Below are 12,767 nucleotides of genomic sequence, written 5' to 3' on the forward strand. Positions count from 1 at the left end.
CCAGAGGACCCCCTCGATGCCCCTTCCGCTCGCCGCGGCCGCCCCCGCCGCACCACCCCACACCGGCGGCCTGCTCCTCCTCCTCGACGGCACCACCGGACTGCTCACCGTCGCCGCCATCGGCATAGCCCTGCTCCTCTTCCTGATCATCAAGGTGCGGCTGCAGCCCTTCGTCGCCCTCCTCGCCGTCTCCATAGCCGTCGGCCTGCTCGCCGGCCTCTCGGTCACCGAACTCTTCGGCACCGTCCAGCGCTCCGACGCCGTCTCCACCATCGAGTCCGGCATGGGCGGCATCCTCGGCCACGTCGCGATCATCATCGGCCTCGGCACCATGCTCGGCGCGATCCTCGAAGTCAGCGGCGGCGCCGAGGTGCTGGCCTCCCGCCTGCTGGGTCTCTTCGGTGAGCGGCGCGCCCCGCTCGCCATGGGCCTGACCGGCCTGATCTTCGGCATCCCGGTCTTCTTCGACGTCGGCATCTTCGTCCTGGCGCCGCTCGTGTACGCGGCCGCCAAGCGCGGCGGCAAGTCGATCCTGCTCTACTGCCTGCCGCTGCTCGCGGGCCTCTCCATGACCCACGCCTTCCTGCCGCCGCACCCCGGTCCGGTCGCCGCCGCCGGACTGCTGCACGTCCAGCTCGGCTGGGTCATCCTCATGGGCGTCGTCTGCGGCATCCCGGCCGTCCTCGCCGCGTGGGCCTACTCCGCCTGGGTCGGCAGGCGGATCTTCGTCGCCGTACCGCAGGACATGGTCGAGGCCGCGGAGGAGGCCAGGCGGGCCGTCCTCGCCGAGCAGCGCGCGCAGGGCGTGGAACCCCGGGAGAAGCCGGTACCGCTCGGCACGGTCCTCGCCATCATCGGTACGCCCCTGATCCTGATCCTCGCCGCGACCTTCTCCTCGATCGCGCTGGACCCCTCCCCGGGCCGCTCGGTGCTGGAGTTCTTCGGCCACCCCTTCGTGGCCCTGACCATCGCCCTGCTGCTCGCCTACTACCTGCTCGGCATCCGGCGCGGCTGGTCCCGCAAGTCCCTGGAGTCGGTGTCGACCTCGTCCCTCAAGCCGGTCGGCAACATCCTGCTGGTGGTCGGCGCGGGCGGGGTCTTCGGCGCCGTGCTGAAGGCGAGCGGGGTCGCCCAGGCGCTCTCCGACACCTTCAACGGCGTGGGCCTGCCGGTGATCGTGCTGGCGTACCTGATCTCGCTCGTGCTGCGGGTCGCCCAGGGCTCGGCGACGGTCGCGATCGTCACCACGGCGGGCATCGTGGCGCCGCTCCTGACGGAGGGCCACCACTCCCAGGCCTTCGTCGCCCTCGTCATCATGGCCATCTCCGCGGGGTCCATCTTCGCCTCGCACGTCAACGACGGCGGCTTCTGGATGGTGGCCAAGTACTTCGGCATCAGCGAGCGCGACACGCTGAGGACGTGGACGGTCCTGGAGTCGGTGCTCTCCGTGGCGGGGTTCGCGGTGGCGGCACTGGTGAGCGTGTTCGTCTAGGGCCCGTACGAGCCGTTCGAGCCGTACATGTCGGCCATCGGTGACCCGTGTGAACCAAGGGATGGGCGGGCTGACTGGTTCCGGCACAGGTAAGTCGTCCATACTGCCGCCGTGGAGCAGCGCATAGGATCGAGCAGCAAGCCCCTGGAGGGCGAGCCCGTGAAGGGTGCCGGTTTCGACCCGGCCTTCATCCCCGGCATCACGGCTCCCGCCGCGGTTCCGGCGCAGGCCGGGAGCGAGGACGAGGCCGAGCCGCAGGACGCGGTCGCTCAGGCGGCCCCGGCGACGGCCGGGGAACCGGAGTCCGAGGCGCCGGCTGGCCCGGACCGGCCGTCGGACGAAGCGCCGGCGGACGAGGCGGAGCAGGCGGACGACGAGGACGCGGCCGACGGCCCCGTCTTCGAGGCCGCCGACCGCCGCGCACGGATAGTGGCCGACCGCAAGGGCGTCCGCCTCCGCCTGGACGAGGAGTCCTGCGAGTTCCGCTGGGACGAGATCGCCGCCGTGGAGACGGAGTCGCCCCGCTTCGGCAAGCGGTTCACGATCACCGTGCACACCCCTGACCGCCGCTGGTACCCGATCGAGATCGAGGCGGCGGCCAGGGCGCGCTTCCAGGAGTGGGACGAGCAGTTGGACGCGGTGCTCGACGCCTACTTCGAGGAGGCCTGAGGAGCTAGCTGCAGTACTGGGCGGCCTTGCCGATCGCCCGGTACATGCAGTCGGCGTTCTCCAGCAGTTGCAGCACGGCGTCCTTGTTGCGGGAGGTCTCCCGCTCGATCACCTCGTCGGGCGGGTAGAACCCGCCGTTCCAGGCGGACGTCGGATACATCTCGAAGGTGTAGTCGAAGATCTTCTGCGTCCCCCACAGGTAGTCGTCGATCGACCCGTCCGTGATGTACAGGTCGCTCGACTGCTCCGGGGTGTACCCGTTGCTCGCGGCCATCTTCTGCCCCACGGCCTTGAAGGCGGCGGCGTCGTCGGCCGTCATGCCGGTCGCGGTGTCGTTGTACGTCCACCCGAACGGCCAGAGCACCAGCTCGCTGTAGGTGTGGAAGTCGATCCCGGCCTTGATCTGCTGCTTGCCGCCGACGACCCGGCTGCGGACGAAGTCGGCGACGACCTTGACCTCGGGCGCGGACTCGGGGGAGGCGCCGCGGTACGTCTCGGACGACTTGCTGCTCGACGAACCGCCGCAGCAGCCCCACTTGTAGTCCCAGTTCCGGTTGAGGTCCGTACCGACGGCCGAGGAACCGGAGTTGGGCTGCCGGTTCTTCCGCCACGACCGGTATGAGCCGGTGGCGATGTCGTACTCCCCGCCGTCCGGGTTCAGATCCGGCACGATCCAGATCTCCCGGCTGTTCACGAGGTTCGTGATCCGGGAGTCCGTCCCGTACCCCGCGCCCAGCTCGCGCAGCAGGTACAGCGCCATCTCCACGGTCAGGTGCTCCCGCGCGTGCTGGTGGGCGGTGAAGAGCACCTCGGGCTCGTCCTCGTCGGTCCCGACGTTGTCGCTGACCTTGATGGCGACGATGTCGCGTCCCTGGTACGACTTCCCGATCACGCGCTTGCTCATGATGCCCGGGTAGGCGGCCAGCCGCTGGTCGATCTCCGCGTTCGCCTCGGCGTAGTTGTGGTACTTCGAGTCGGCGGTGGGGAAGTCGCGCAGCCGCGCTCCCGACCGCGCGGGAGCGGCGCCCAACGGGCTGACCTCGTAGCCGAGTCGGCGCAGTCTCCGGATCTGGTCGGCGCGCCCGGAGACGACGACGGTTTCCTCGTCGGCCTCGTCCACGGTGACGCCGGTGGCCTGAATGGCCGTACGGGTGACGGGAGTCGAGCGCTGGTGGATCTCGTACTGCCGGATGTCGTGGCCGGCGGGAGCGGCCTTGCGGGTGCTGTCGGCGCTGGCGCTCGGGGCGGTCGCCGCCACGGGAGCGGCGAGGGCGAGGGCCAGCAGGGCGCCGAGGCCGGCGGCACGTCTGCCGCCGCGCGCGCCGGAGCCACGGGTGCGAAGTCGCATGAAAACTCCTTGGGGTGGAGGTGGGGGTGCTTCAGTGCGACGTGCGTTGGGTGCGGGCGCCTCATGGTCCTGCCGTGTCATGGCCAGGTCAAGGTGGGTCAAAGGGTCCGGCCGAAAAGGGGTGGGCGGGTCCTACGAGGTGGGGGCCGGCCGGTGCCGCTCGACGCGGTCGAGGTCGCCGGTCAGCAGCTCCTGGTGGCTGATGCCGAAGTCCCCGTTGGGCAGGGCCCGGCCGTCGCCGTAATACCGCCCCACGACCCTGTCGGGCAGGAGGGCCCGCAGGCTGTGCCGCATCCGCTCGGGGTAGGTGACGGGTGCGCCCCAGTCGTCCGGGGCCTCGTCGGTGGAGAACAGCACCCAGTGGTCGACGGGTACGTCCGCGCCGAGGTCGGGCGGCCCACCGGTGTGGCTGTCCAGCGCCGGCACGCTCAACCGGTCGGGGTCGAGCGGCTCGTACCGGACCAGCAGCGGCTTGGCGCGCCGGGCGTCGGCGTTGTCGAAGCAGCACAGGGCGACGGCGTGGTCGGGGAAGAGCCCGGCGTAGAAGTCCAGCAGCTCGGGGCTGACCGCGGGTCGTCTGTTCCACGGGACCTGGTGGAGGGCGGTGGGGATCAGACGGGGGTCGTCGGCGAGCAGCACGGTGTACACGTCGTGATCGAAGACCCGCACGGGGGAGCGGCTCAGGCCCATCCAGGCGATGCCGTCGTCCTGGACATCCTTGATCTCGACGGCGTCCACCATCCGGCGCAGGATGTCGTCGGCCCGCCCGACGGACACGAACTGCTCGGGCGCGAGCCGCCGGGTGGGCAGGTGGAGCAGCATGGCGTTGGGCCCGGCGGCGAGGTTCAGCGCCGTGTTCTGGTACCCCATGACATGGATGAGCCCGTGCACGGGATGCCGGAGCCGCCCGCAGTACAGGGTGGTGCCGGAGAAGGCGGCTTCAGCGGCCGAGATGCACATGAGCGTTCTTCAGGGCGTGGAGGAAGGGGGCGAAGGCGGCGCTCGGGAAGGTGAGGGTGGCTCGGGCCGGGGCCTTGGAGTCGCGGACGGCTATGTGGGTATGCAGGCGGGCGACTTCGACGCAGTCGTTGCCCTCACCGCCGCCGGAGTGGGACGACTTCTTCCAAAGGGAGGGGTCGGTCATGCCGGCCTCACAGCTCCTTCGCCAACTGGTTGATGAGGTCACGCGACTGCTTCGGCGGCAGCGCTTCGCCTCTCACCCTACGGAAGAGCGTTCGAAAGTGCTCCAGCTGAGCTTCAGAATCAACAAAGGCCGTACCGTGCGGCGCATCCCGTACGACGGTGTCCAACTGGGGAAGCGAGCCTCCGGAGTGCACCATGGTGCTCCCAGCTCCTGCAAAGTCCTCATGAGTGAAGGGGATGACTTGGACGGTAATGTGCTCGAGCTCTGACAGCTCGAGGATGCGGCGCAACTGAACTTGGGTGGCGGCTCGCCCGGCCACACGGATACGCAGTGCTGCCTCGTGGATCACCGTCTCGTACGGAATGGGGGTGGCGCCCTCGATCACCACCCTCCGCTTCATCCGATGCTCGACCCTGAGTGCCACTTCGTCCTCAGGGAACTCCGGGTTCATGTAGCCGAAGAGGGAGCGGGCGTAGTCCTCCGTCTGGAAGAGCCCAGGCACGTGGGTGATCGCCACGTCATGACGGAACGTGGCGTGGTGATCGAGCTCGGCAAGGTCCAGGTAGGCGGCGGGCAGAACGCCTCGGTACTCCTCCCACCAGCCCCGCGACCTGTCCGTAGCCATGGCTACCAGGGCATCGACCAACTCGGCATCAGTGCAGGCGTAGTTTGCCGCGAGCCGACGTAGTCGTTGCTCGCTGACACCCGAGATCCCCGACTCGATGTGACTCATCTGCACCGAGTTCACCCCGAGCAGTCCTGCCGCCTCCGTTGCTTTCAGCCCTGCGGCCTCGCGCAATCTTCGCAGCTCACGGCCCAGACGCGCCTGGCGTGCGGTGGGTTCCTGGCGACGCCCCATTGGCTTCCTCTCCGCCCCAACCACCTAGGTCTGTCGACTCTTTCGAGCGCAAGATTACGGCAACGGCTTGCGTGGTCATAAATTTAGGTCCTACCTTCGGTGACGCACCGAACACGCAGCGGAAGCGCACCGCGACGTCCTGCCATGACGTCCGCGGCAATGCCACCGCGCGCAAAAACCCCGCTCACCAACGGAGTTGATGACGCATGCCCGAGAACGGGTCCTGGGACTACACCCTCTACATCCCCAACGACGTCAGAGCGGTCACCGTCTGCCGTCGCACCCTGCGCCTGATCCTGACCCTGCACGGTCTGATCGGTCTGGTGGACACGGCCGAGCTGCTGGCGACGGAGCTGGTGTCCAACGCGGTACGGCACACGAAGGGGCCGGCGGCGCTGAGGGTGCGTCGCACCGCGCAGGGGGTGGTGTGGATCGGAGCCTGGGACACGGACCCAGGGCCCCCGCCTGCCCCGCGGCCACTGGGGCAGATCGTGGAGCGCGAGGACGGGCGCGGACTCGGCCTGGTGCGGGCCTGCGCGGACCACTGGGGCTGGCAGCCGTCGGCCCGGTTCGGCGACCGGGGCAAGTACGTCTGGTGCGAGCTGGAGGCCGTGTGATGGTCGGCTCGTCGCATGAGGTGTTGATTCAAATCTTCCAGAGGGGCTCGGCGCTCAGAGGAAGGTGGAGGTCCAGCACTTCTGGTGCCACCCGCAGGCGGAACAGGTATGTGAGGAAGGTCGAGAGCGGGGCTCGCTATCCAGGAGCGTGAGGAGATTACACGGGCCGCCAACTGCTGAGCAATCATCACATGTTGCCCAAAGCTCTGTGCGGCAGCTTGCCTGGCTCGGATGGCGGCGGACTTGGCCTTCGCGAGTGTTCCGATCGGGGGCCCAGCCCTCAGCTGAAGCTGTTGCAATCCCTCGATCTGGGACGGGGTGGGGATCGGTCTTGTGTTCTCCGTGATGGGTGACCTTGGTGGTCCCTCCAGATTGCAGCCGGACGACGCGGGCTACGGGCTGTCGCCTGGACCTCACGTAGATGAATGCCCTGCCACTCGCGGGGGCGTTTCAGCTCCCTCCGATCCCGAGAAAAGAGCTGAATTATGAAATTTCTTGGTCGGATATCTCATCATGAGCCGGTACCCCGCAACCGCCGTGCGATGTCGATATCGCGCTGAAGTGCGCTGAGGCGGGGCGGTTGACGGCTGGCGTCAAGGACGACAGCATGCAGGCGATCGCCAGCCTGAGGTTGTGGAATGCCATTGTCCCACCAAGAAGGATGCTTGACCTGATCAATGAAACCGGTTTCGCCGTCGGCGTCGACCTTTGCCCCCACCGAGGCTACCGCAACTACGGTAACTTCAAGCTCCTGATGATTTTGCAAAGTCATTTAGGTCCTCCAAATATGGAAATCCAGCTGCGGCCTTGAGTTAGCTCGTTGAATCGATCCAGCTTCTCCACCGGAACCTCGAACTCTAGGCGTGGAGCCCCATCTGGACCGTTATAGTCATGAACTTTTGCATGCTCACCGAACTCCTCAAGGAATGATGGATGCATTTCATATTTAACCATTCCCTTGGCGAAGTTGGCGCCCGTCGGGCCAGCGTATTCTGCTGCGACGGCGCGTTCGCCGAAGTAGATTTTTCCATCGGACATGATGCCGCCGCCGATGTCAACTCCAGGCTGATGGTTCGCCGGGTTGGGTCCGTTATTCAGTTCGTATTCCGCATGTGCCCCCTTGGGGGTCCGATAGATCGCAATGTAGTCCGGCGCCAGACCCAGGTAGTCCGTCCACAGCAGAGGATTTGAAACGTAGATCGAGGAATTGGGTGCCGGGGCGAGCCCCAAGGGGTCCGGGGTGAGGTACCTCGCGGTTTGGGGATCGTAGTGGCGGAAGTAGTTGTAATGAAGGCCCGTCTCCGGGTCGTAGTACTGGCCAGGGAAGCGGAGTGGTGTGTAGGCCGTGCTGTCCGTTGCCCACGCCGTAGTTCCCCACAGCGTGCTCCGGGTCCGCCAGGCGATAGCGCCGCTCTCGTCGACGAGTTCGGTCGGTGTGCCGACCAAGTCGGTGACGATGGCGAAGAAACGGGAGTCGATCTCTTCTTTCGACGCCGCTGCCGCGGTGATGCGTTCCCTCTGGAGCAGCGGGCGTAGTCCTTGGTGGTCCCAGGTCAGGGTCACCGGGTGGGGGTGGCCGGGAGAGATGGTGGTCTGTTCGCAAAGGGTCGTGCCGTCCCAGGTGAAGTGCACCCGTTCCAGCACTGTGACGCCGTCTTCCGCCATGCGGAGTTTGGCCGTGCGGCGGCCCAGGGGGTCGTAGGTGTAGCGCCAGAGGGTGCCGTCGGGGGTCACCACCGAGGTCAAGCGGTCCTCGGCGTCCCATTCGTAGCGCCAGGTGTCCGGCTTCCTCGACAGGCGGGTTTTCTGGCGCAGGGTGATGCGGCCCAGGGCGTCGTGTTCGTAGCGGACGTTGCCGGCCCGGGTGATGCGGGTGCCGCTGTAGGTGCGGGGGCCCGTCGCCTCGCGGCCCGGGTGGTCGGTCGGCCAGGACGCCTGGGTCTGGTTGCCGGCCTCGTCGTACGCGTACCGCTCCGTCCAGCCGGCCGCGTGAACCGCTGTCACCCTGCCCGTCGCGTCCAGGTCGAAGCGGCGGGTGCCGGACAGGTGGTCTTCGATGCCGATGACATTGCCGTCGGCGCGATAGCTGTACGTCCGGTGTTGGACCTGCCGGCCTCCAGCTACTGTCACCGCCTGGGTCCTCAGGCGGCCGGCTGCGTCGAAGGCATGCTCCAGCGTGATCGTGTCGCCGACACGGCGTGTGAGTTCCCGGCCCAGCTCGTCGTACGTGAAGTCGATCTCCCTGCCCGACGCCAGCATGCCCGTGCGGCGGCCCGCCGCGTCGTACGACCATCTCGTCTCGGCGCCGGTCGGCGTGATGCGGCCGGTGCGGCGCCCCAGCTCGTCGTAGGTGTACGTCAGCGTACGGCCGTCAACCGTCTCCGAGTGCAGGCGGCCGTAGCGGTCTCGCAGGAGGGTCAGGGTCGTGCCGTCCGGGCCTGTCGCCTGAGCGAGCTGGTCGGTCAGGTCGTAGGCGTATGTGGTGATCCGGCCCGCCGCGTTCTTGCGGATTACCTGGCCGAGTTCATTTCGGTCGAAGGACACGACCTCGCCGACCACGTTCCGCCGCGAGACCAATCGGCCGGCCGCGTCGTACGCGTATGTCAGTGTGCGGTCGTCGAAGTCCTTCTCCGACCGCAGTCGGCCTGCGGCGTCGTACGCGTATGTCCAGTCGAGCCCCTGCGGGTTCGTCACCTTCGTGAGGCGCAGCTCGGTGTCGTGGTCGAACTCGTAGCGGACACCGTCGGGCCCCGTGCGGGCAGTCAGCAGGTCGAAGTGGGTGTACTCGAAAAGGGAGATCCCACCCAGAGGGTCCGTATGGCTGGTGCAGTTGCCCTCGCCGTCGTACGTCCAGGACTCCGCGGTTCCGTCGGGAGCGGTGCGGCGGGTCAGGTGGCCCTCGACCGACCATTCCAGCAGCGTCGTCGCGCCGGTCGGGTCCGTGATGGCGGTCGGGCGGCCGAACGAGTTTCGTACGTAGCGTGTCGTCGCGCCGAGCGGGTCCGTCACCTCCACCGGCAGGCCCGCCCGATCGCAGACCACGCGCATGGTGTTGCCCAGCGGGTCGGTCACGGACGCCAGGTGCCCGGCCTCCGTGTAGGTGAAGTACGTCGTCCGGCCCGCCGGGTCGGTCGTCGAGATGCGGTTGCCCCGCTCGTCGTACGCATGGCGGAGCACCGTGCCGTCCGGGTTCACCACCTTCACCGGCAGGCCGAGTGTGTTGTACTCGGCCCGCGACTCGCGACCGTCCGGACGGACCACGGAGGTCAGGTTGCCGTCGTCGTCGTAGCGGAGCGTCGTCGTGTGGCCGAGGGGATCCGTCGTTGCGAGCAGGCGGTTGTAACGGTCCCGGACGTAACGGGTCGTTGCGCCCAGCGAGTCGGTCTCGGCCACCACCTGCCACGCGTCGTTGACCAGATAGTGACGCGTGTGGCCCTCGGCCGTCGTCGCCGTCGTGGTCCGCAGGCCCGTACTCGGATCCGGATCACCGTACGTCAGACGCAGTGCCATGTGGCCGGCCGTGCCGCCCTCGGCGACACAGCGGTCCTGTGTGTCGTACTCGTACGTGTAGCTGCGGTCGTTCGTGTCTGTCCAGGACGTGATGCGGCCGGCCTCGTCGTAGGCGAAACGGAGGGGAATACCGGAGGAGTTGACGACCTCCGTGAGGCGGCCGTTCGTGTAGCCGAAGCGCTTGAGCTCCTCGCCGGTCGTCGCCAGATGGTAAGCCGTGACCCGGCCCGCTCCCGTGGTGATTCGGACGCCCTCGCCGCTGCTGGTGAAGACGCCGAGGGGCGCGCCGTCCGCGTCGTACTCGAAGGTGATCCAGTTGCCGTTGCGGTCGTCGATCTGTTCCAGGACCGCCAGGTCGGCGCCTCGATTGGCGAAGTGCAAGGTGCGACGGGTGCGCGGATCCGTGATCGTGTAGCCGCCGTCCACCCGGTCCAGCGGGAGGCGGGGGCCGTGGCTCGCCAGGGTGGGCAAGCCGGGCGCCGGGTGAGGATACGAGAGGAGCAGGCCGTCCTCCGTGACGAAGACGACGCCCTCTGCGTCTATCTCCAGGCGCTGGTCCAACGTGGAGGACCACGACGAGCCGAACCAGCGACCGAGGTGGTACCCGGACTCCACCCGCCGTGTCAGGAGCAACGGCAGGGCGCCGGGGAGGACGACGTCCGTCTGCGGCAGGTACATCTTGCCGGTGGCGAGGTCGATGGGGTCGGTGCCCTTGCTCTCGACCGCGTTGCTCTCCCGGGACGACAGGTGCGGGTCCTCGGTCACGCGTCCCCGAGCCGAGGCTCTGCCCGCGTCCTCCGCCCCTGCCCGTGCTTCTCGGCGCATCGCGGCCTCCGCCGCCTGGCGGGTGAGGCCTGCTTCCGCCGCGTTGCGTGCCAGGCCCGCCTCCATGCCGATCCCGTCGGTGCCCACCAACTGGGGCAGGAGGCGTCCGCCGAATTCGGACGGGTCCTTCTGGAACTCGTCCCACATGCCTTGTGCGGCTCGTTCGGGGTGGGCGGTGGTGGAGGCCAGGCCGGAGAGCGTCATGCTGACGTTCTGCAGGTAGGCGGCGGGGTGGGTGATGTTGTAGGGGTCGACGGGGTTGAGGCCGCGGACGAAGTTGATGAGGCCGGCCGAGCCTTTGAGGACGCCCCCACCGAAGTGGGTGAGTTCGGTCTTCGAGGCCTCCAGGCCGTCGCTGAGGTTGTTGCCCAGGCGTTCCAGGGGCGGGGGCTCGGCGGGTGCGTGGGCGAGTGCCGACTTCACCTTGCCCTGGGCGTCTGAGGCGGCGGTGTTGCGCTGCTTGCGGGCCTCGGCGAGTTTGTGGACCGCGGCCTTGATGTCGGCCTTGCCCGGGTCATGAAACGGCCCCGGCCTGGGGCCGGGGTCCTGGTCGGCCTTGATCTTGGCGTTGTAGGCGTCGACCTTCTTGTTGTAGGCGGCGACCGCGTCCTTGGACGCCTGCACGCCCTTCTTGTAGAGCGCGGCGGCCTCCTTGGCCTGACCCTGCGCCCACTTGACGGTGTCGGCGTACGACTCCAGGGCACCGGCGGCGTCCTTGCATGCCTCTGCCGCGTGTGCCCACCTGGTGGGGTGAACGCCGAACTTCTCGCGGAAGGCGTCGCCGCCCTCGCCCTTCCAACCGGAGGAATCGACCTTCTTCAAGCCCCGGCCGACCTTGTCGAAGGCGCTGTGGAAGTCCCGCAGGTGCTTGGCGCTCTCGCGGATCTTGACCGGGCTGCCGTGGACGAGTTCGTCGGCTTCCTCGGTCTGGCCGAGCTGTTGCTCGCCCGGTGTGGCTCCAAGGCCCGAGGCGAAGTCGTCGCCCCAGTCCTCGACGGTGTCCGCCCAGTCGTGGAGGCCGACGTAGTCCAAGCCGTCGCCGAGCTTGTCGGTGGTGTAGTCGACGCCCTGACCGAGCTTCTTCTTCCCTTCGTCGTAGAGGTTCTCGCCGTAGCCGAGGGCGCTGTTGAGGCCGTCGCCGATGTCACCGAAGACGCCCATCAGCCCTCACCCCCCTCCTGCCCGGCGGCCCTGGCACGTGCCTCGGGGGACGGACCGAACGTGTCGTCCAGGTACTGCGCGTACTCGGAGTCCGTCATGCCGAACATCTCGGCACTCGGGCTCAGCGACCCGAGTTCTCGAGAGGTCACGAGGTCCCGCCCGGTGTCCTTCCAATTCTGTTTGCTGTTCGCCCAGGCCTGCTCGAAGGATTCCTTGCTGTAGTCCACGTCACCGCCCCACGGACCGGACTTGACGATGTCGCCGTAGCCCATCCGCTCGACCTCCTCCTCGGAGGCGTACGGGTTGCCGACGGCCGCGTTCTCGACCACCTTCACCGACCCGGAGACGTACTGGTCGGTCTCGTAATACGTCCCCGCCGCCAGTCCGGTCTTGAGCGCGAACCCGTTGCCCTCCTCGACCAGCGAGCGCACGCCCCATTCCCAGCGCTCGCAGAACGACGTGAACTCGCCCGTCAGCCCCTCGTGCCCCAGCTCGATTCCGGAGAGCGCGATGTCACTGAAGCCGCGCCCGGCCCCGGCCGAGCCCACCATGCCGAGTTCCTTCAGTTCCCCCAGCGCATCGGTCAGGCCCTTGGCGATCAGAGCCAGCCCGTCCGTCTGCAGATCCTTGTCGCCGCCGCTCAATTCCCGTCCCCCGTCTCCGCCACGACATCGACCGCCACCCGTTCCGGCACCACCCCGCGCACCGGCGGGAACAGCGTGCCCTCGCCTTCGTCGCCGACGTCGAGAGCGACTCCGCACGGCACTCCCGCCGCCGGAACCGCTGCGTCCAGCAGGCGTGCCCCGAGCCAACCCTGGTACGACCATTCACGGTCCCCCTCGCCTCGCGCGAGAGCGAAGCGGGCCAGGGTGCGCTCGTTGGAGAAGGCGTAGATCCAGCGAACGCCGCCGTAGTCCCCGGTCAGCGGGCTGCCGCTTTCGTCGTCCACCGGGACCAGTACGGCCGTGCGCCGGAAGACACCCAGCAGCACGGCGAACTCACGCCGAGCCCGTTCGACCATGTCCGGGACATCGGGGGAGGTCGCCGCGTGCTCAGGCAAAGCGGTGCCCTCAGATATCTGCGGGCGGTTCGTTCCCCGCTGGTCACCGCGAGGCAGGTCCATGTAGTCGTACAGCCTTGAC

The 12,767-nt window shown here is 68.1% G+C and carries 11 protein-coding genes; 3 read left to right on the forward strand and 8 right to left on the reverse strand.

Translation table 11 applies throughout. From position 1 onward, the window contains the following. Positions 1-16: 16 nt before the first annotated feature. Positions 17-1,492: a GntP family permease gene (locus tag N8I86_RS24160; protein WP_263278693.1), complete on the forward strand. Its 1,476-nt coding sequence runs from the start codon at positions 17-19 to the stop codon at positions 1,490-1,492. Between the two features lie 111 nt (positions 1,493-1,603). Further along, positions 1,604-2,161: a hypothetical protein gene (locus N8I86_RS24165; protein WP_263278694.1), complete on the forward strand. Its 558-nt coding sequence runs from the start codon at positions 1,604-1,606 to the stop codon at positions 2,159-2,161. 4 nt (positions 2,162-2,165) lie between these two features. Here the strand turns inward: N8I86_RS24165 and N8I86_RS24170 are convergent, their stop codons facing one another. The 4 genes from N8I86_RS24170 to N8I86_RS24185 all read right to left on the reverse strand — a co-directional run bounded on the left by N8I86_RS24170 (position 2,166) and on the right by N8I86_RS24185 (position 5,512). Next, positions 2,166-3,509: a M14 family metallopeptidase gene (locus tag N8I86_RS24170; protein ID WP_263278695.1), complete on the reverse strand. Its 1,344-nt coding sequence runs from the start codon at positions 3,507-3,509 to the stop codon at positions 2,166-2,168. A 132-nt stretch (positions 3,510-3,641) separates the two neighbouring features. After that, a complete protein-coding gene (locus N8I86_RS24175) occupies positions 3,642-4,469 on the reverse strand; it encodes a hypothetical protein (protein WP_263278696.1) in 828 nt (275 codons plus the stop codon). Next, entirely contained in the window at positions 4,450-4,653 is a 204-nt protein-coding gene (locus N8I86_RS24180; protein ID WP_263278697.1) for a DUF397 domain-containing protein, read from the reverse strand. The genes N8I86_RS24175 and N8I86_RS24180 overlap by 20 nt, the downstream gene beginning before the upstream one ends. A gap of 7 nt (positions 4,654-4,660) precedes the next feature. After that, positions 4,661-5,512, reverse strand: a complete 852-nt coding sequence (locus tag N8I86_RS24185; RefSeq protein ID WP_263278698.1) for a helix-turn-helix domain-containing protein — start codon at positions 5,510-5,512, stop codon at positions 4,661-4,663. Positions 5,513-5,718: 206 nt separating this feature from the next. Between N8I86_RS24185 and N8I86_RS24190 the strand changes: the two genes are divergently transcribed. Further along, positions 5,719-6,129 carry an ATP-binding protein gene (locus N8I86_RS24190; RefSeq protein ID WP_263278699.1) on the forward strand — a complete coding sequence of 137 codons (411 nt, stop codon included), beginning with the start codon at positions 5,719-5,721 and terminating at the stop codon, positions 6,127-6,129. A 511-nt stretch (positions 6,130-6,640) separates the two neighbouring features. Here the strand turns inward: N8I86_RS24190 and N8I86_RS24195 are convergent. The 4 genes from N8I86_RS24195 to N8I86_RS24210 are packed head-to-tail and all read right to left on the reverse strand — an operon-like array spanning position 6,641 to position 12,646. After that, entirely contained in the window at positions 6,641-6,901 is a 261-nt protein-coding gene (locus N8I86_RS24195) for a hypothetical protein (RefSeq protein ID WP_263278700.1), read from the reverse strand. Next, positions 6,898-11,625, reverse strand: coding sequence for a putative T7SS-secreted protein (locus N8I86_RS24200; RefSeq protein ID WP_263278701.1), 4,728 nt, complete (start codon positions 11,623-11,625; stop codon positions 6,898-6,900). The genes N8I86_RS24195 and N8I86_RS24200 overlap by 4 nt, the downstream gene beginning before the upstream one ends. Continuing rightward, positions 11,625-12,269: a hypothetical protein gene (locus N8I86_RS24205; RefSeq protein ID WP_263278702.1), complete on the reverse strand. Its 645-nt coding sequence runs from the start codon at positions 12,267-12,269 to the stop codon at positions 11,625-11,627. Before N8I86_RS24205 ends, N8I86_RS24200 begins: the two co-directional genes overlap by 1 nt. Further along, entirely contained in the window at positions 12,266-12,646 is a 381-nt protein-coding gene (locus N8I86_RS24210; RefSeq protein ID WP_352063598.1) for a hypothetical protein, read from the reverse strand. Before N8I86_RS24210 ends, N8I86_RS24205 begins: the two co-directional genes overlap by 4 nt. Positions 12,647-12,767 lie beyond the last annotated feature (121 nt).

It is taken from the genome of Streptomyces albidicamelliae (genome assembly GCF_025642175.1).
GTDB lineage: Bacteria > Actinomycetota > Actinomycetes > Streptomycetales > Streptomycetaceae > Streptomyces > Streptomyces albidocamelliae.

Coding starts and splice junctions, on each gene's coding strand:
- N8I86_RS24185 (WP_263278698.1), bottom strand. CDS start 5,512: ATGGGGCGTCGCCAGGAACCCACCGCACGCCAGGCGCGTCTGGGCCGT.
- N8I86_RS24210 (WP_352063598.1), bottom strand. CDS start 12,646: ATGGTCGAACGGGCTCGGCGTGAGTTCGCCGTGCTGCTGGGTGTCTTC.
- N8I86_RS24160 (WP_263278693.1), top strand. CDS start 17: ATGCCCCTTCCGCTCGCCGCGGCCGCCCCCGCCGCACCACCCCACACC.
- N8I86_RS24190 (WP_263278699.1), top strand. CDS start 5,719: ATGCCCGAGAACGGGTCCTGGGACTACACCCTCTACATCCCCAACGAC.
- N8I86_RS24200 (WP_263278701.1), bottom strand. CDS start 11,625: ATGGGCGTCTTCGGTGACATCGGCGACGGCCTCAACAGCGCCCTCGGC.
- N8I86_RS24170 (WP_263278695.1), bottom strand. CDS start 3,509: ATGCGACTTCGCACCCGTGGCTCCGGCGCGCGCGGCGGCAGACGTGCC.
- N8I86_RS24195 (WP_263278700.1), bottom strand. CDS start 6,901: ATGACTTTGCAAAATCATCAGGAGCTTGAAGTTACCGTAGTTGCGGTA.
- N8I86_RS24180 (WP_263278697.1), bottom strand. CDS start 4,653: ATGACCGACCCCTCCCTTTGGAAGAAGTCGTCCCACTCCGGCGGCGGT.
- N8I86_RS24175 (WP_263278696.1), bottom strand. CDS start 4,469: ATGTGCATCTCGGCCGCTGAAGCCGCCTTCTCCGGCACCACCCTGTAC.